Raw genomic sequence first — 16,623 nt, 5'->3', positions numbered from 1 at the left:
CATTCTCCTTTAACTACAAAAAGTTGATATGAGATATATCGACAAATAAACATAAATATTCAGTATTTTGCAGTTAGCACAGTAAATTAGACTCCAAAATACTGAGCTCTTCTAACCGCGCTCAACTGACATCGCGGCTTGCAAGAGCCTTGATATAAGCCTCGCCCCAATCCCGCAAGGCATGCAGCACCGGGGCCAAACTCCTGCCCTGCTCTGTCAGGCTGTATTCCACCCTCGGTGGTACTTCGGCATACACCTGCCTATGCACCAGTCCTGCAGCTTCCAGCTCACGTAACTGGTTGGTAAGCATGCGTTGCGTGATATTCGGCAGCATGCGTTTCAAGGCATTGAAGCGCTGAGTGCCATCCAGCAAATGGTAAAGCAGTAAGCCTTTCCATTTGCCGCCAATCAGCTCAAGTGTAGCTTCCACTGGACAGCCTGCAACGCAGTCAAATGATGGATGTTTTGCCATGGTGGTATTCCAACCTTCTTAATCCATTAGTATCAATTTATGCACTATAAACATAAATTGTGCGTACTTGCCAGATGGGCATGCATGAATAGAATATGTCACATCCATCATACATTTCTAAGGACTTGCTCATGAAAGCAGTTGCCCTGACGCATTATCTTCCGATTGATCACCCTGAATCATTGCTGGATGTGGAGCTCCCCACACCCACACCAGGGCCACATGATCTGCTGGTTAAGGTAGAGGCCATTGCCGTTAATCCTGTTGATACCAAGGTAAGATCCCCCAAGGACAAGGTAGAAAACGAACCCAAGATACTGGGCTGGGATGCGGTGGGAACAGTCGTTGGCATTGGCACCGATGTCAGCCTGTTCCAGGTTGGCGATGCGGTGTTTTACGCTGGGGATATCACACGCCAGGGATGCAATAGTGAATACCAGGTGGTGGACGAGCGTATTGTCGGACACAAGCCCAAGACATTAAGTGTAAGTGAGGCTGCCGCCCTACCCCTGACGGCGATTACAGCCTGGGAATCTCTGTTTGAGCGTTTGGGCGTGGAAACACCGCCAATGATCAAGCAGCGCAAAACGATCTTGATCATTGGCGGTGCAGGTGGTGTGGGGTCGATTGCGATCCAGCTTGCTGCCAAGGTGGCAGGTTTGCACGTCATTGCCACGGCATCCCGCACGGAATCCGCCGCATGGTGCCGTGAGCTGGGTGCGCATGATATCGTGAATCACCATCAGGATCTGGCCAGCCAGGTTCAAGCCTTGGGATATGTCTTTATTGATTATGTGCTGATCCTCAACAACACCGATCAGCACACCCCTGCCGCAGTAAAGCTGGTTGCACCTCAGGGCGCCATTTGCAGCATTGTGGAGAATGACGGGTTGTTGGATATTGCGCCACTGAAAAACAAGAGTGCCCGTTTCTGCTGGGAAATGATGTTCACGCGGGCCATGTACCAGACTGATGACATGATTCAGCAGCATTATTTACTCAATGAAATTGCACGGCTGGTTGATCAAGGCATATTGCGTACCACCTTGAATGAAACACTTAGCCCCATCAATGCCACTAACCTGAAACAAGCGCACGCAGCACTGGAAGCTGGCAGCACTATCGGCAAGATCGTACTGCAGGGGTTCTAAAGCAGTGTGTCTGGCCACCTGAGTATGAGTGCCATCATGTTAAGATGGCACTCATGTTGACCAGCCATCGCAACAGAAGATTGATCGCCTGCCTGGCAGGTATAGCATTGCTGATGGCAGCATTAGCACCCGCCTTATCCCATCTGTTGGTTGCCAAGACAGATCATGCAGTGTTCATGAGTGACATCTGCTCCACTGCGGGCAATACCGCAAACACACCTGAATCCCCTGACAAGCCATTCAACCATCACGATAAGGGCGATTGTCCATATTGCCAGGCCCACACTGACAGCTTGCTGACACAAAATCAACCATCGCCGGCTCATTATTCAGGCACTGCAACGGTGATGCCGCTCTTTATTGAATCGCCGCAGTTAGGCATATCCTGGCCACTGTTCCACCCTCGTGGTCCGCCAGAACTTTCACCTCAAGCGTATCGCAGTATCAAACACCAATACACCCAATGATCGATCATTCGGCATCTATCACTCGCGAGTGATACTGCCAGAGGAGCAAGTAATGCAAGCACTGATAGGTTTTCTCATTCTATTATTTTCAATGACCGCTTACGCAGAAGTAAAGGTTGTCGAGCCTTGGGCCAGAACCACTGCACCCGGCCAGAAAGTTGCAGCCGTTTATCTGCGTATGATATCCACAAAGGATGTCAGCCTGGTTGAAATGAACTCACCGCTGGCTGACAAAGTCGAACTGCATGAAATGAACATGGATAATGGCATCATGAAAATGCGCCCAGTAAGCAAGCTGCAGATGGAAGCCGCGCAAGCAATTGAACTCAAGCCAGGCAGTTATCACCTGATGCTGAGCGGTATCAAGCAGGCAGTCAAAGCAGGAGACAGCATTCCACTCACCCTGATTTTTGAGGACAAACACAACCTCCGCGAAAGCATTCAGATTACAGCGATTGGACGGACTCCAAGCAGCAATCTTGGCATCCCGCATGCTCACTAAGTGTGCCATCATGCCAGCCAGCACTACCGACTAACTGACTCACACCAATCAAAATAACAACAGGAGTTAATATTGATTTCCAAGCTACTCAATGTGCTTATTTATCAAGCCAGCCACCGGGTGAAATGCCTACGGCAGTTGTTGGTGCAATCCGTACTCTCGTGGTTCTCGCATCGAGCCACCAGCAAAGGCGCAGCACTGGCGTTTTACACCATGTTTTCACTGACGCCTATCCTGATACTGGTGATTGCGATTGCTGGTTATTTCTTGGGAGAACGTGCTGCACATGGTGAAATAGTGGCACAAATATCAGACTTGGTCGGTGAAAGCGGTGCCCAGGTCATACAAAACATGCTGGCAAAATCCAGCAACCCAAAATCCGGCATTATTGCAACGCTAATTGCCAGCTCACTGTTATTCATTGGTGCCACCACGGTGTTCGCCGAGCTAAAAGCCAGCCTGGATGAAATCTGGGAAACCACAAAACTCAAGGCACAAGGCAGCAAGCAGGCCATAGGCGCATTGCTGAAAACGCGCCTGCTCGCCTTCAGTATCATCATTTCACTCGCGTTCCTGTTGCTGACTTCGCTATTGGTCAATGCTGGCTTAGCATTGGTGGAAGAATACGCCACGCAATTCGCAGGGCGCTTCATCACCGCCATCGGCATTTTCAAGCATATTTCCGCGCTGGTGAGCTTTGGTGTCATCACCTCGATGTTTGCGGTGATCTACAAAATGTTGCCTGATGTGAAATTGCCATGGTCGGATGTATGGGCCGGTGCAGCATTTACCGCCATCCTGTTCAGCCTGGGCAAATACATCATCGGTATTTACCTGGGTAACAGTGCGGTAGCATCAAGCTTTGGGGCCGCGGGTTCTCTGATCGCCCTGCTACTCTGGGTTTATTACTCTGCGCAGATTTTCTTTTTCGGGGCAGAAATCACGCGCCAATATGCACTGACATTTGGCAGCTTGCGTGACATACCGACAGACCAGATTCCGAGGAAATAACGCTGCAACCTTATCAATAAATAAAGCGGCTATGTAAATCCTGCAAGTTAAGTTCTTCCAGGATTTTCTCCAAACGACTCTGGGCGTTACGTCTGGGACTATTTTTATAGCGAGCGATAATCAGCTCATTCTTCATTGAGTGTTCCCAGCCCACCAATTCGGTCACCGTGACTTGATAGCCATGCGCTTCCAGTTGCAGGCAACGCAACACATTGGTGATCTGGCTACCAAACTCGCGTGTGTGAATCGGGTGGCGCCAGATCTCGGATAAAGGCGTTTTACCAAATGATGCACTCTTGTGGCGGCGCAGGACTTCAGCAACCTCAGCCTGGCAACAAGGCACCAGCACCATGAACTGGGCTCGTTTTTCCAGACCAAACCTGATGGCATCATCAGTAGCGGTATTGCAGGCATGCAATGCCGTCACAATATCCACTTGCTCGGGTAACGCACTCGATGCAATCGACTCTTCCACACTCAGATGCAGAAAATCCATGCGGCCAAACCCCAGACTATCCGCCAACTCCTGCGATTTCTGCACCAGCTCGCCGCGTGTCTCAATTCCCACAATACGGCCTGCATGCTGCTGCTTCATGAAAAGATCATAGAGGATGAAGCCCAGATAGGATTTACCGGCACCGTGGTCCACCAGTACCGGGTTTTCGTTTTCCTGTATCACTTCATTGAGCAAGGGCTCAATGAAGTGATACAGGTGATAGACCTGCTTGAGTTTACGACGTGTATCCTGGTTCAGCTTGCCATCCCTGGTCAGGATATGCAGTGCTTTCAGTAGTTCGATGGATTGATGGGGTTTAATTTCTGGGATCAGCGTCATGCCGCTATTTTAGCATTCCTCCGCCAGGATAGCAGTTCGCTGGCCTGCTCAAGTTTTGAAAAGCTACTCAAGCAAGGCCAACACGCCAGCATGTGAATTGGTAACGCTATGCCTTAACCGAATGAATTCTTCATCAGAAACATGCTGATCGGGATAAAGGTGAGCGTCCTGGAACTCCCATGGGAACATCCGTTTCACTTTATGCTGATAGCACGTGGCACCATCATCCATAGCGGCAGAATCATACGGCTGGAACGACAGGCGAAAACTGGCTGGATACTTTACCTCAACGGGTTAGGTGAACCCGTTGCCATCGGGCGTGCCTTCAGACACGCGCTCAGGCATACGCTAGGTTTTTAGTAACATCACGTGGGTCATGCCAGGGACGGCATGGTTTCCACTCTACTATTCATGATGATCATGCTCATGTGATACATGATGATGCACATGAACGCCCGGTGCACTCTTGGCCAGGGCCAGCCAGGCGGTAGCATTCTGGTCATGCTCCATATCGCCAATATCAGTAAAATCCACATGCTGATATTGCTGCAATAGGGCTTCTGTGGTTTTTTCCACAGGCAGTTTCTGCTCAAAACGCTGCACCAGCTTGACTGTCACTATTCGCTCAGGAGAGCGATACTGCACCTGCAGGGGAATGCGCAGTTCAGGTAACCAGATCACCTCGGTATTCACCTGGCTGACCTTGCCACGATAAATCTCGGTCGGCATGTTTTTGTATAGCTTTCCAGGAGTTTTCTGCAGGGCAGCCAACTCGTCTTGTGTCACTAACTGAGTCAGGGTTTGCCACTTTTTCTCTTCAGCAGCGATGCCGAGCAATCGCAAATCCACTGTGCTGTAATCAATGGCGCGTTTCTCTGGGTGCATCAGGTAGACATAATCCAGGCTGCCGTCAGCTTGCACTTGCCACAAGTCACTATGATTAGCCCCGATGTCACGCAGCTCAACCTGCTGCTGGTCACGCATCATGACCCACTCTCGCTTCACGGGTTTTTTGCAGGGAATCGCGCATTGCGACGTTTCAAACTTGGCATTCAGCATGGGCAAATCTTCGGCAGAAGCGATATTCACGCCCAGCAACAGCAACCATAAGCTGGATTTCAGGTATGTTGGCATATTGATCTCTTTCAAAACGAGTAACTCTCCACAAAACACAATGGACGGAGTGACTGTCGCCACCCCGTCCTGCATTCATATTGCCTGAATCAAATTGGGCCTTAGAAGCCGAATGCGTCCTTCATGACATGGAAAATGTAGTGCTGTTCCTGGATACCCTGGAACAGGTAGGCCTTTGGACCACCAGCAAAAATTTCCACTTCTTCAGCCGCATGTGTTTCAGAGTCCAGCGGTACCGTTACTTCCTGATGGAAATCAGGATGGCTGGTATCCACATTGCTCATATCTTCGATACGGCCACTACGTGCTGGGAAGTTGTACACATTCTCACCTGGCACGTTAGGGTAGTAACCCTTGCCGTTAGCGTAGGAAATAGTGGTGTATGGATTGCCGTCAGTCGCCTTGGTCAGCTTGCCATCCACAGTCACTTTGCCCAGGATAGGATTACCACGCTCTGGATAGCCACCGATGGTCATGGTATGGCTGTGGTCAGCGGTCACGATGATCAGGGTGTCATTGAGGTCTACTTTTTCCAGTGCCTTTTTCACAGCGTCAGACAAGGCAATGGTGTCTGTAAGGGCACGATAGGCATTGTTGGCATGGTGACCATGGTCAATACGGCCAGCTTCCACCATCAGGAAGAAACCCTGAGGGTTCTTCTTGAGGATATCCACGGCTTTGCCTGTCATTTCAGCCAGGGATGGCTCCTTGCCCGTATCGGTTGGACGGTCATGCTCATACTCCATGTGAGAGCGCTCGAACAAGCCCAACAGGCGGTCTGTATTGGCTGGGTTGATCGCATCAAACTGTGCCTGGTTCCAGACATATTTGCCACCGAACTTGGTCACGTATTCCTGAGCCAGGTTACGACCATCGCGACGATCTCCCTTGCGACCAGCATCTTCAGGATCATTAAAGGTATTGGGCAGGAATTTGCTGCGACCACCACCCAGTACCACTTCAATCCCGTTACCAATACCACCTGCACCAAAATTGTCGATCAGTTGGGAAGCAATATCCTTGACTTCAGAATCGGCAGGCACATTATTATCCGCCTCCCAATCACGCGCGGATGTATGGGCATAGGTCGCTGCAGGCGTTGCATGTGTAATGCGTGCAGTGGATACCACGCCGGTAGAACGACCGTTTTTCTCTGCCAGCTCCAGGATAGTAGCCAACTTGGCGGCTTGTACCTTGGTATTATCTTTTTCACCATTGTGAATCGTCTGGTCAACAGACAGTACGCCATCATTTGTCTTCACGCCGGTCACCATGGCAGTCATGGTAGGAGCGGAGTCAGAGGTTTGCTGATTGGCTGAATAGGTCTTGGACAGAGACAGGTAAGGCAGTGTTTCAAAAGACAGCTTGTTACGTTCACCATCACGCCCCTTAAGCTGGCCTTCCAGGATACGTGCAGCAGTCACGGTGGAAACACCCATGCCGTCACCCACAAACAGGATCACATTCTTGGCCTTGCGGGTATTGGGGTACAGCTTTTTGGCAGCGGCCAGGGCGGTTTGACCATCCTGGTACCAGGTGCTGGCATCTTCTGCCATGACCTGGCCACCAATCGTCATCATCACGGCCAGAGCCGATACCTTCATTATCGCTTTTTTCATGTTATGTATTCCCTGTGTTAGATAGTGTTACGACGACGCAGTGCAAAACCCAATATGCCCAACCCCGCCAGGAACATGGCATAAGTATCAGCCTCTGGTACCGGGGTGACATTCAAGCTGATGTTATCCAGGCCCACTTGCAATGCTCCCTGGTTGCTCACTGAAGCAAAACGCAAGGTGTAATCGCCACCTGCGGCTAGTAGCGCTGTCAGGTCAAAACTGTAATCAACGTATTGATTGGAGTTATCAGCACCATCAAAACGGCGGCCATTGGCACCACCCAGATAATAAGTGCCAATAATGTCATTAGCATTAACAGAGAACGGATCAGCACTGGCTAACAGCAAATCCACACGCACATGCTGGTTGGGTGCATAAGTGCCATTGGTCGTCGCATCCAGGCCAGCCTGGTTGATGTAGACAATGCCATTATTGCTTTGGTCGTTGACGAACATCTGGAATGAAAGTACGGCAGATGTCACGGCACCTACCGAGAAATTCTGATACAGCACCTGGCTGCTTGGATAAGCAGAATCCAGCAGTCCGTAATAATGGCCGCTGGCTGCGCCTATTGTGTTGTAACCACTGACAGAGGATTGATGGGCATCAGTCGCAATCACGGAACCAAAAATCCCGCTCTCCTGAACTTGCCATCCTTGTGGATTGTAAGTTTCAGAAGCATCTACTTCAAATCCACCATTCACGATCACTTCCTGCGCAAACGCAGGCACTGTACACAGCACGGAACCAGCAATCGCCAGTGCAATACCGCTATTCTTGAGTTTCATGGTTATCCCCTGAGAGTTATAAAAACTGTTTCGGGGGCCATACTAGAAAGGCCGGATGTTAACTCTATGGAGGGTCTATAGGCCGAAAGAACTATAGCCAGACACCAATGTGTCCTAAGTTCTGCAACAAAGCTGCAAACTAAAGCCGGAATAGCGAGCGAGTGGTAAAATGACAGATTATTCCAGCGTTTTATCGGTTTTTTTAATTAACCTTGTCTTGAGACAGCCGCTGGGCTTACCTTTCACCTCACCACAATAGAGTACCTCCTGAATATGGCTATCCAATGGTTTCCCGGACACATGACCTCTGCCCGAAAAAAGGCAGAAGAAACAATGGAGTTTACTGACATCGTCATTGAAGTCCTCGATGCCCGCATACCAGAGGCCAGCCATAACCCGATGATTGAAGATCTACGCCTGTTCCGTCAACGCCCCAGCCTGAAGATATTGAACAAGGCAGACCTCGCTGATCCAGCTGCCACGCAGGATTGGCTCAACCACTTCAATCGTCAGGAGGGTATCAAGGCGGTGGCACTCTCCTGTAAGAAACCCGGGGATGCCAACAAGATTCCAGGCCTATGTCGCGCTCTGACGCCACATAGAGGCACTCACCTCAAGCCACTGCGCATGCTGATCATGGGAATTCCCAACGTCGGTAAATCCACCTTGATGAATGCCCTGCTCAACCGCCGTATAGCCAAAGTAGGAGATGAGCCTGCCGTCACCAAGAGCCAGCAGCGCTTTGAGCTGAGCCCACAACTATCCATTACCGATACACCGGGCTTGATGTGGCCCAAGATTAAATATGAATCTGACGGCTATATGCTCGCAGCCAGCCATGCCATTGGCCGCAATGCTGTGATTGATGAGGAAGTTGCTGAATTCCTCGCCGCCATCCTGCTGGAACGCTACCCCGCACTGCTCAATGCGCGATACAAAACCGATGTCAGCAATATGGACGCAGTGGATCTGCTGGAAGCTGTGGCGAAACGTCGCGGCTATCTACTCAAGGGCGGTGAATTCGATATGGAAAAAACCGCCATGGCGTTCCTGGTGGATTATCGCTCAGGCACCCTGGGGCGCATCAGCCTGGAAACGCCAGCATCTCGTGCTGACATGATAGAACGTATTGCCATTGCAATGGCTGAACCTGTCACAAACGACAATGAAAACCCAGAACAAGCGGTTAAATAACTCCCGCCCTACTTAAAGCACATCATTAAAAATCATACAGATCAGTATTGTTTTTAATGTTACATATCAAATGATTAGTCCAAACGTATCAGCCCTAACGGACTATTGAGCCCTCCTCATGGCAGAGCTAGCATGCTAGTGCTGTCAATTAATAATAAAAACAATCAATTAAAACCACTTAATTGTTTATGAGGAGACCCAAATGATCATTTCCAAGATGTTAACCACCGCTGCGACCAGCGTACTATTGGCCGCATCCTTTAGTGCTGTTGCCGCTACCGATACAGTCTATGGTACAGAGTTTGGTAACGGTGATTCCAGCTACACCACCAACATTCTTGATACCAGTGTGACCTTCTACGCCAAGACAGGTGAAAGCAAAAAACATCTGAAAGATGCTGTATTCAGCTTCAAGCCTGCCCAAGATGGCTATCAAGGTGTAGGCGTATCCCCTAAAAGAGGTAACGATGTCACAGTAGGTGAAATCGACAAGCATGAATGGATTGTTGCTAATTTCGACCAATCCCTGGTTATCAGCAACTTGACGCTAGGCCTGCTGTTTAACGGCCCTGAATATGGTGACAACAAGGAACAGGCTTCCATTTCCGTCACCTATTTTGATAACACCACACAAACCTTCAAGCTGATCGCAACAAGCGACACGACTGCATCATGGTCAGGTCTTTTTGGCACCGTCACCAACCTGAGCCCGGCGATCCAGAACCTGGGCGGTGTATGGAGCCTGGATAATCCGTTTGGTGATACTGCAATCAAGTCATTCTCCCTGACATCACTCAAGGATAAATCAGACTTCACCCTCTACAGCGTCACTGCCGTACCCGAACCAGAGTCGTATGCCATGCTCACATTGGGCTTGGGACTGTTAGGGTTTGCCACTCGTCGCAAGAGTAGACAGCTCTACGCCTAATACAGTAGTCACAAACTCTCTCGGCCCCGCTCTAATTATTTGGCGGGGCTTTTTTTCTGCCTGTCATGACCGCTATGCGCTAGCTTCAAAAGCGCGCTCAAGATAAAATCAGGGTCGATGTTGTTACTCGCTTGTAGCAGCTTTTTCCTGAATCATCTCCAGCCTGCAGGCAAATCAACATGTTAAGCACAATGAACCCCCAACAGCGCGAAGCTGTGAAATACCTGGATGGCCCTTTGCTGGTGCTGGCTGGTGCTGGTAGCGGAAAAACGCGCGTTATCACACAAAAAATTGCCTATCTGGTTGAAAAATGCGGTTACTCACCCAAGGAAATTGCCGCGATTACCTTTACCAATAAGGCCGCACGCGAAATGCAGGAACGTGTCGGCCATTTGTTACCAGGCAAGAACGCCAAAGGCCTGACGATTGCCACCTTCCATTCGCTGGGCTTGCAGATGCTACGTCAGGAAGCCGAGTTACTGGGCTACAAGCCGCAGTTTTCTATCCTGGATTCATCAGACAGCTTCAAGATTCTGTCTGATATCCTCGCCACCACTGACAAGCAATTATTGCGCAAGACGCAATCGCAAATCTCCAGCTGGAAGAATGCCTTCGTCAATCCTGACCAGGCTGCCGCGACTGCTGATGAAGAACTGACCCATGCTGCTGCCAAGGTTTACCAGATTTACCAGCAAACACTCAAAGCCTATCAGGCTGTCGACTTTGATGACTTGATCAAGCTACCGGTGGAACTGTTTGAAACGCATACCGAAGCCCTGCGTAAATGGCAGCACAAGCTCAAATACCTGCTGATTGATGAATACCAGGACACCAACGCCTGCCAGTACAAACTGGTGAAATTGCTGACTGGCGTGGAAGGCCGCTTTACTGCCGTGGGCGACGATGACCAGGCGATTTACGGCTGGCGTGGAGCTGATGTGGAAAACCTGCGCCAGCTCACCGAGGATTTCACTCGCCTGAAGGTGATCAAGCTAGAGCAAAACTACCGTTCCACTGTGCGTATCCTGCGCGCAGCCAATCAGGTGATTGCCAACAACCCCAAGCTGTTTGAGAAAAAGCTCTGGAGTGAGCTGGGGACTGGCGACCTGATTCAAGTCAGTGCCGCCAAGGACGAAGATCACGAAGCCGAGTCGGTGGTGATGAAGCTGTTGGCACACAAGTTTGAGCACAGAACCAAGTTCCTGGATTACGCCATCCTTTATCGTGGCAATCACCAGGCGCGTATTTTTGAGCAGCAACTGCGCCAGCAGAAAATTCCTTATACCATCTCGGGCGGCCAGTCCTTTTTTGACAAAGCCGAGATCAAGGACCTGGTGAGCTATTTGCGCCTGATTGCCAATGAAGATGACGATCCAGCTTTTATCCGCGCAGCCACCACGCCGAAGAAAGGCATAGGCAACACAACGCTTGAGCGCCTGGGCGAATATGCCAGCGTACACAAAATGTCCTTGTTCGAGGCAGCGTTTGAAGGCGAGTTTCAACGCTCCATGGCCAACCGCCAGTTGGAGGATTTGTTAACTTTTTGCCAGTTCATCAACCGCGTACAAGAGCGCGCTGAAAAAGACCCGGCTGGCGAAGTCCTAAGTGACATCCTGTCTGCTATCAATTACGAGGCTTTTCTCTACGACTCAGAAGAACCACGCGCAGCCGAGAACAAATGGAAAAGCGTGATGGACTTTGTCGGCTGGCTCACGCGCAAGGGTGATGAAGACGAGAAAAACCTGCTGGCACTGACACAAATGATCTCCCTCATGAGCATGCTGGAAGGCCGCGAAGACAGCGAGCCAGATGCCGTCAAGCTATCCACCCTGCACGCATCAAAAGGGCTGGAGTACGGTCATGTATTTCTGATCGGCTGCGAAGAAGGCATTCTGCCGCATAGGGAAAGCGTGGATAACGGCAAGATAGAAGAAGAACGTCGCTTGATGTATGTAGGCATCACCCGGGCGCAGAAGTCGCTGAATATCTCCTGGTGCCGTAGACGTAAACGCGCGGGAGAAAATGAATCCTGCGAACCCAGCCGTTTTATCGCCGAGCTACCCGCCGATGACGTCCGCCATTCCGGTGGCCCACAGGCCGACCCAGCCACCAGCAAGGAAGAAGGCCGCCAGCGCATGGCGCAAATTCGTGCCATGTTGAATGGTCAGAACTGAATACATGCTTGTAACTATTAGTCTTAACAGACTATTGACCTGCATCAAGCTCCAGTCAAAATATATCGAATATACAAACGCTGTCTATGCATTCGTTCAGCATTCAACTACTTAAAAAAAGGGAATTTCATGAAACTTCACTTGATCGCAGCCACAGTTTGTATGCTATTGGCTAGCAATGTTCACGCTACATCATTAAGCGGCAACCTGACAGCAGACAATGAATTCAAGCTCTACATCAGCACAGATGCTGATGTACTTGGCACGTTGATAGCAATAGGTAATAACTGGAGTAGCACATTCTCTTTCAGCAATGCGCCACTGGTTGCTGGTCAAGATTATTTTCTGCAAGTAGTAGCGACCGACTGGGGGCGTCCTGAAGCATTTATCGGCGAATTCAGCCTCAGCGATAGTGGTTTCATTTTCGCCAATGGTACTCAGCACTTGCTGACCAATGTCAACGACTGGGCTGCTGGCAATGGCCCTGCTTCATCCTGGGAAGCACCTACTGGTACACCGGTGGATCATGGTAATAACGGTAGCAGCCCTTGGGGTAGTGTTTCTAATATCTCCAGCGAAGCACGGTGGATCTGGGCGCCTGAATACGGCGAAGGTACTGCCTACTTCTCTACTCAACTGATTGCCGCTATACCGGAACCCAGCAGTTATGCACTCATGCTCGCTGGCCTTGCTTTGGTTGGCTTCGCAGGCCGTAAGTCCAACAAGAACTAAATCTTTAGCGGCTTCGGTGTCGCATATCATGAACAACCCACCCTCTGCATTCCCTCGGGTGGGTTTTCTATTGGTGGTATGAGAAGCAAAGTGCCTGTCCCCTACTGTGTTAAAGTAGCGTCCTTGAAACAGGCTGTGCTTTCTGGGGCCCGTTCATACGGAAGCACCATCGCCATTTCAACTCTTTTTAGCCTTTTCAAATAACCCCCCTTAAAAGAATGAGTATTTATGGGCAGTTGGATGATTGCACTGGCCGCCGGTGCATTTTGTATTGGTATGACCGAATTTTTGCCTATGGGCTTGTTGCCGGATATTGCGCACAGCCTTGACGTTTCCATTCCTGCCACTGGCAACCTGGTCACCGTCTATGCATTAGGCGTAGTGGTAGGCGGCCCACTGATGGTGGCTTTCACCATCAACCGCCCCCGCAAAGCTACTTTATTGGCCCTCATGGGCATATTCACGCTGGGTAATATCCTCTGCGCTCTCGCTCCCAATTACATCACGCTGGCAGCAGCACGTATCTTTACCGCGCTCAGCCATGGCTCGTTTTTCGGCATAGGGGCAGTAGTGGCGATTTACCTGGCGCCGCCTGGGCAGAGTGGTCGCGCATTAGCCCTCATGTTCACTGGTCTGACATTGGCTAACGTATTAGGGGTGCCACTCGGCACGTTGCTCGGACAGGAAACCAGCTGGCGCATTCCATTCTGGACAGTGGCCGCATGCGGTGGGTTGGCAATGTACGCCATCTGGCGCTTTATCCCTGACCTGAGTGCCATGCCCAAGCCTGACCTCCGCAAAGAAATGCATGCCGTCATGCAGCCCAATGTATTGCTGGCTATGGCCATTACCGCCATTGGTTTTGCTGGGGTATTCACCATTTTCACTTATATCACGCCGATTCTTGAAGACATGTCGGGACTCATGCCCCATGACGTCAGCTTCATGCTGATTGCCATGGGTATTGCTGCCACCATCGGCTTGAATATCGGAGGAAAGATGGCAGACTGGAAACTATTACCCACAATCGCCCTCTCACTAGCAGGCATGGCGTTAATGAGCATTGTATTTGCCTGGTCCATGCAGTACATGCTGGCAGCGATTATCACGGCTTTTATCTGGGGCTTGATCAGTTTTGCAGTCGGGCCTGGGCTGCAAACGAATGCCATGGCACAGGCGGGTGATTCACCGTTGATGGCATCCACGGTCAACCAGAGTGCGTTCAATCTGGGTAACGCGGGGGGTGCCTTTCTCGGCGGTGCTGTGATCCATTTTGGCCTGGGCTTGCCAGCGGTAGCGCTAGCCAGCGCAGCCGTTGCAATTTGCGGCGTGTTGCTCACGATTTACAGCATTAGACACTACGGAAAACAAAATACTTAACCATCAGCTCAACATGCTTCTGAGCTGATTGAATCAATAAAAGGCGACAGATGGCTGAGCAAACGGTTAAAGCATCCTCCAGAACATGGTTAACCCCGATCAAGGGTGTGCTATGGCTATTGCTGGGCTTGATCATTGCGATTGTTGTGTGTGAGGTGCTGGGCTGGCCTTTCTTGCGCGAGCCTGCCGAGAAATTCCTCAATGACAAACTGGAGCGTACGGTCAAACTTGAACAGCCATTCCAGTTACATTTGTGGGCAGGGGTTCAACTCGATGTAGGGCACTTATTCATCGCGGCCCCATCTGATTTTAAAGTTCCGCATTTGGTGGATGCGCACAATATCAGCCTCAAACTGCGTTACCGCGATCTATGGCAATACACCAAAGACAAGCAGCTGCGGATACGTGAAATCAAGGTGGATCAGATCGATGCACAATTGCTGCGTCGCACAGACGGCTCCTCCACCTGGCAATTCCCCAAGGATGAAAGCCAGCCCGACAGCCCCTTCCCTATCATAGAAACCCTGATCGTCAAGAATGGCAGCAGCAAGATCGACGATGCCCAAACTCAGGCCGTGGTGGATGCCAAATTCAAGACTGAAGAAGGCAGCAACAGCCAGGAGGCGATGCATTCCGAACTGAGTATCACCGGGAAATTTCAACATAAACCGATCAAGGCCTTTTTGGAAACTGCAGGCTTTCTACCGATTGCCACTCAAGACAAAAACTCAGCACCGATCAAGTCAAAAGGCTGGCTGGAATATGCCAAACTCCGAGTGGATTTCGACGGGCAGATATCCGACCTGTTCGGGCAGAAAAACATTCAGGGTAAAGCCATTGCGACTGGCAGCTCGCTCGGTGTGTTAGGTGACCTGGTCGGAACGCCTTTACCCACGACCGATCCATTCAGGTTGAGTGCCACCCTGGATAAAAGCGCTGATATCTGGAATATCGACATAGACTCTGCCAAGGTAGGCAGAAGCAGCTTATCTGCACAGTTCAAATATGATCCACGCACCGCTGATGCAGTCCCCTTGCTGCAAGGTCATATTGATGGAAGCCGGTTCTATCTGGCTGATCTTGCGCCGGCATTTGGCACGGCCAAAATTGACGGCAGCAAAGCATTGCCAGCCGATGGTCGGGCCATTCCCAACCGTCCTTTGGATTTGCCATCGCTCAACCGGATGGATATGGAGATTTCCCTCAAGCTGGATTACGTGGAGCTGGGACAGGCCTTTGCGCTACCAATCGCGCCATTAAAAGGCAACCTCACAGTATTAAAAGGCAGGTTCACCGTGGGAGATATCCTGGCCAAGACTGCCGATGGCACTCTTTCGGGAACACTGTCAGTCGATGCAGGTGAGCCTGAAAAAGACAAGAATAAACAGCAATATGCGCCCCAATGGCAGATCAAGCTGGCATGGAAAGACATCGTGCTGGAAAAATGGCTGCAAGTCTCGAAAACCCGGCAGGAAGAAGCAAAGAAAAAAGGCAAGGAAGTCCCTCCGCCTTATGTCACTGGCACCCTGAATGGCAAGACAGACCTCACAGGCAAAGGCAGCTCCACGGCAGAACTGTTAGGCTCACTGAATGGCAAAACCACCGTATTTATCGAACGTGGGCAGATTTCACGCCTGATTGTAGAGTTGATGGGCCTGGACGTGGCACAAAGCGTCAGCGCGTGGCTGGGTGGAGACAAGTCCCTCAATATGCAATGCGCACTCATGGACCTCAAGGCCACCAATGGCATTGTGAAACCTGAAGTTGCCCTGATTGATACCCCTGTTACCTTGCTGCTGATTAACGGCAATATCGATATGGGAGAAGAGAAACTCGACTTGCTGTTGGCAGCCAAGCCAAAAAACTTTTCACCATTGACAGTACGCTCTCCAATCAAGGTGCAAGGTACCTTCCTGCAACCCAAGGTCAGTCCAGAAACTGTGCCCATTGCGGCTCGCTTGCTGGGTAGCGTAGCCCTGGCCTTCATCAATCCATTGGCGGCCATCCTGCCTTACCTTGATACTGGCTCAACCAGCAACTCTTACTCTTGCAGCCAGGCGCTTTCTCACTTTAACCAGCAACAGAACAAACCATAACACTTGGCCTTAAATTGCGTATTCGGGCATTTTTGGATGGCATGGGAGAACATCTGAGGGAAAAGCTTTAAATTTGCCTAATTAATGCATGCTCATGCATTGCCGGCTCAGTTCCAGCGCCCTCTCCTGCTACAATAGCG

Annotated in this window: 16 protein-coding genes; 11 read left to right on the top strand and 5 right to left on the bottom strand. The window is 50.5% G+C overall.

The window, feature by feature from the left end:
- Nucleotides 1-121: 121 nt before the first annotated feature.
- Nucleotides 122-472 carry a winged helix-turn-helix transcriptional regulator gene (locus tag LG201_RS02390; RefSeq protein ID WP_226770576.1) on the bottom strand — a complete coding sequence of 117 codons (351 nt, stop codon included), beginning with the start codon at nt 470-472 and terminating at the stop codon, nt 122-124.
- A 131-nt stretch (nt 473-603) separates the two neighbouring features.
- Here LG201_RS02390 and LG201_RS02385 point away from each other — a divergent pair, with 131 nt between their 5' ends.
- The 4 genes from LG201_RS02385 to LG201_RS02370 all read left to right on the top strand — a co-directional run bounded on the left by LG201_RS02385 (nt 604) and on the right by LG201_RS02370 (nt 3,603).
- A complete protein-coding gene (locus LG201_RS02385) occupies nt 604-1,623 on the top strand; it encodes a zinc-binding alcohol dehydrogenase family protein (RefSeq protein WP_226770575.1) in 1,020 nt (339 codons plus the stop codon).
- A gap of 53 nt (nt 1,624-1,676) precedes the next feature.
- Nucleotides 1,677-2,090 (top strand): DUF2946 family protein, encoded by a 414-nt coding sequence (locus tag LG201_RS02380; RefSeq protein ID WP_226770574.1) that lies wholly within the window; start codon nt 1,677-1,679, stop codon nt 2,088-2,090.
- Nucleotides 2,091-2,142: 52 nt separating this feature from the next.
- Nucleotides 2,143-2,592 carry a copper chaperone PCu(A)C gene (locus LG201_RS02375; protein WP_226770573.1) on the top strand — a complete coding sequence of 150 codons (450 nt, stop codon included), beginning with the start codon at nt 2,143-2,145 and terminating at the stop codon, nt 2,590-2,592.
- 72 nt (nt 2,593-2,664) lie between these two features.
- On the top strand, nt 2,665-3,603 hold the full coding sequence (locus tag LG201_RS02370; protein ID WP_226770572.1) for a YihY/virulence factor BrkB family protein: 939 nt from the start codon (nt 2,665-2,667) through the stop codon (nt 3,601-3,603).
- Nucleotides 3,604-3,616: 13 nt separating this feature from the next.
- Here LG201_RS02370 and LG201_RS02365 read toward each other — a convergent pair whose 3' ends face one another.
- Nucleotides 3,617-4,438, bottom strand: a complete 822-nt coding sequence (locus LG201_RS02365; RefSeq protein WP_226770571.1) for a class I SAM-dependent methyltransferase — start codon at nt 4,436-4,438, stop codon at nt 3,617-3,619.
- 141 nt (nt 4,439-4,579) lie between these two features.
- Here LG201_RS02365 and LG201_RS02360 point away from each other — a divergent pair, with 141 nt between their 5' ends.
- Nucleotides 4,580-4,798: a hypothetical protein gene (locus LG201_RS02360; RefSeq protein ID WP_226770570.1), complete on the top strand. Its 219-nt coding sequence runs from the start codon at nt 4,580-4,582 to the stop codon at nt 4,796-4,798.
- A gap of 45 nt (nt 4,799-4,843) precedes the next feature.
- Here the strand turns inward: LG201_RS02360 and LG201_RS02355 are convergent, their stop codons facing one another.
- The 3 genes from LG201_RS02355 to LG201_RS02345 all read right to left on the bottom strand — a co-directional run bounded on the left by LG201_RS02355 (nt 4,844) and on the right by LG201_RS02345 (nt 7,979).
- Nucleotides 4,844-5,572: a hypothetical protein gene (locus LG201_RS02355; RefSeq protein WP_226770569.1), complete on the bottom strand. Its 729-nt coding sequence runs from the start codon at nt 5,570-5,572 to the stop codon at nt 4,844-4,846.
- Between the two features lie 101 nt (nt 5,573-5,673).
- Nucleotides 5,674-7,191 (bottom strand): alkaline phosphatase, encoded by a 1,518-nt coding sequence (locus LG201_RS02350; protein ID WP_226770568.1) that lies wholly within the window; start codon nt 7,189-7,191, stop codon nt 5,674-5,676.
- 17 nt (nt 7,192-7,208) lie between these two features.
- On the bottom strand, nt 7,209-7,979 hold the full coding sequence (locus LG201_RS02345; RefSeq protein WP_226770567.1) for a PEP-CTERM sorting domain-containing protein: 771 nt from the start codon (nt 7,977-7,979) through the stop codon (nt 7,209-7,211).
- 273 nt (nt 7,980-8,252) lie between these two features.
- Between LG201_RS02345 and ylqF the strand changes: the two genes are divergently transcribed.
- From ylqF to LG201_RS02315, 6 genes are all read left to right on the top strand, one after another.
- Nucleotides 8,253-9,173, top strand: coding sequence for a ribosome biogenesis GTPase YlqF (ylqF, locus tag LG201_RS02340; RefSeq protein WP_226770566.1), 921 nt, complete (start codon nt 8,253-8,255; stop codon nt 9,171-9,173).
- A gap of 202 nt (nt 9,174-9,375) precedes the next feature.
- Complete coding sequence (locus LG201_RS02335) at nt 9,376-10,101, top strand: PEP-CTERM sorting domain-containing protein (protein ID WP_226770565.1); 726 nt, start codon at nt 9,376-9,378, stop codon at nt 10,099-10,101.
- Between the two features lie 179 nt (nt 10,102-10,280).
- A complete protein-coding gene (locus LG201_RS02330; RefSeq protein ID WP_226770564.1) occupies nt 10,281-12,275 on the top strand; it encodes a UvrD-helicase domain-containing protein in 1,995 nt (664 codons plus the stop codon).
- Between the two features lie 129 nt (nt 12,276-12,404).
- A complete protein-coding gene (locus tag LG201_RS02325) occupies nt 12,405-13,007 on the top strand; it encodes a PEP-CTERM sorting domain-containing protein (protein WP_226770563.1) in 603 nt (200 codons plus the stop codon).
- 228 nt (nt 13,008-13,235) lie between these two features.
- On the top strand, nt 13,236-14,387 hold the full coding sequence (locus LG201_RS02320) for an MFS transporter (RefSeq protein ID WP_226770562.1): 1,152 nt from the start codon (nt 13,236-13,238) through the stop codon (nt 14,385-14,387).
- A gap of 50 nt (nt 14,388-14,437) precedes the next feature.
- Nucleotides 14,438-16,483 carry an AsmA family protein gene (locus tag LG201_RS02315; protein WP_226770561.1) on the top strand — a complete coding sequence of 682 codons (2,046 nt, stop codon included), beginning with the start codon at nt 14,438-14,440 and terminating at the stop codon, nt 16,481-16,483.
- Nucleotides 16,484-16,623 lie beyond the last annotated feature (140 nt).

Origin of the sequence: Methylobacillus gramineus (genome assembly GCF_020532675.1) — a bacterium.
In the GTDB taxonomy this organism is placed as follows: domain Bacteria; phylum Pseudomonadota; class Gammaproteobacteria; order Burkholderiales; family Methylophilaceae; genus Methylobacillus; species Methylobacillus gramineus.
The sequence above is the reverse complement of the archived record's forward strand: the minus strand, read 5'-3'. Positions and strand labels throughout refer to the sequence as shown.

What these genes read in the sequence shown, in the direction of transcription:
- LG201_RS02325 (WP_226770563.1), top strand. Translation starts at nt 12,405, where the DNA reads ATGAAACTTCACTTGATCGCAGCCACAGTTTGTATGCTATTGGCTAGC.
- LG201_RS02365 (WP_226770571.1), bottom strand. Translation starts at nt 4,438, where the DNA reads ATGACGCTGATCCCAGAAATTAAACCCCATCAATCCATCGAACTACTG.
- LG201_RS02335 (WP_226770565.1), top strand. Translation starts at nt 9,376, where the DNA reads ATGATCATTTCCAAGATGTTAACCACCGCTGCGACCAGCGTACTATTG.
- LG201_RS02345 (WP_226770567.1), bottom strand. Translation starts at nt 7,979, where the DNA reads ATGAAACTCAAGAATAGCGGTATTGCACTGGCGATTGCTGGTTCCGTG.
- LG201_RS02350 (WP_226770568.1), bottom strand. Translation starts at nt 7,191, where the DNA reads ATGAAAAAAGCGATAATGAAGGTATCGGCTCTGGCCGTGATGATGACG.
- LG201_RS02385 (WP_226770575.1), top strand. Translation starts at nt 604, where the DNA reads ATGAAAGCAGTTGCCCTGACGCATTATCTTCCGATTGATCACCCTGAA.
- ylqF (WP_226770566.1), top strand. Translation starts at nt 8,253, where the DNA reads ATGGCTATCCAATGGTTTCCCGGACACATGACCTCTGCCCGAAAAAAG.
- LG201_RS02330 (WP_226770564.1), top strand. Translation starts at nt 10,281, where the DNA reads ATGTTAAGCACAATGAACCCCCAACAGCGCGAAGCTGTGAAATACCTG.
- LG201_RS02315 (WP_226770561.1), top strand. Translation starts at nt 14,438, where the DNA reads ATGGCTGAGCAAACGGTTAAAGCATCCTCCAGAACATGGTTAACCCCG.
- LG201_RS02390 (WP_226770576.1), bottom strand. Translation starts at nt 472, where the DNA reads ATGGCAAAACATCCATCATTTGACTGCGTTGCAGGCTGTCCAGTGGAA.
- LG201_RS02375 (WP_226770573.1), top strand. Translation starts at nt 2,143, where the DNA reads ATGCAAGCACTGATAGGTTTTCTCATTCTATTATTTTCAATGACCGCT.
- LG201_RS02380 (WP_226770574.1), top strand. Translation starts at nt 1,677, where the DNA reads ATGTTGACCAGCCATCGCAACAGAAGATTGATCGCCTGCCTGGCAGGT.
- LG201_RS02360 (WP_226770570.1), top strand. Translation starts at nt 4,580, where the DNA reads ATGCTGATCGGGATAAAGGTGAGCGTCCTGGAACTCCCATGGGAACAT.
- LG201_RS02320 (WP_226770562.1), top strand. Translation starts at nt 13,236, where the DNA reads ATGGGCAGTTGGATGATTGCACTGGCCGCCGGTGCATTTTGTATTGGT.
- LG201_RS02355 (WP_226770569.1), bottom strand. Translation starts at nt 5,572, where the DNA reads ATGCCAACATACCTGAAATCCAGCTTATGGTTGCTGTTGCTGGGCGTG.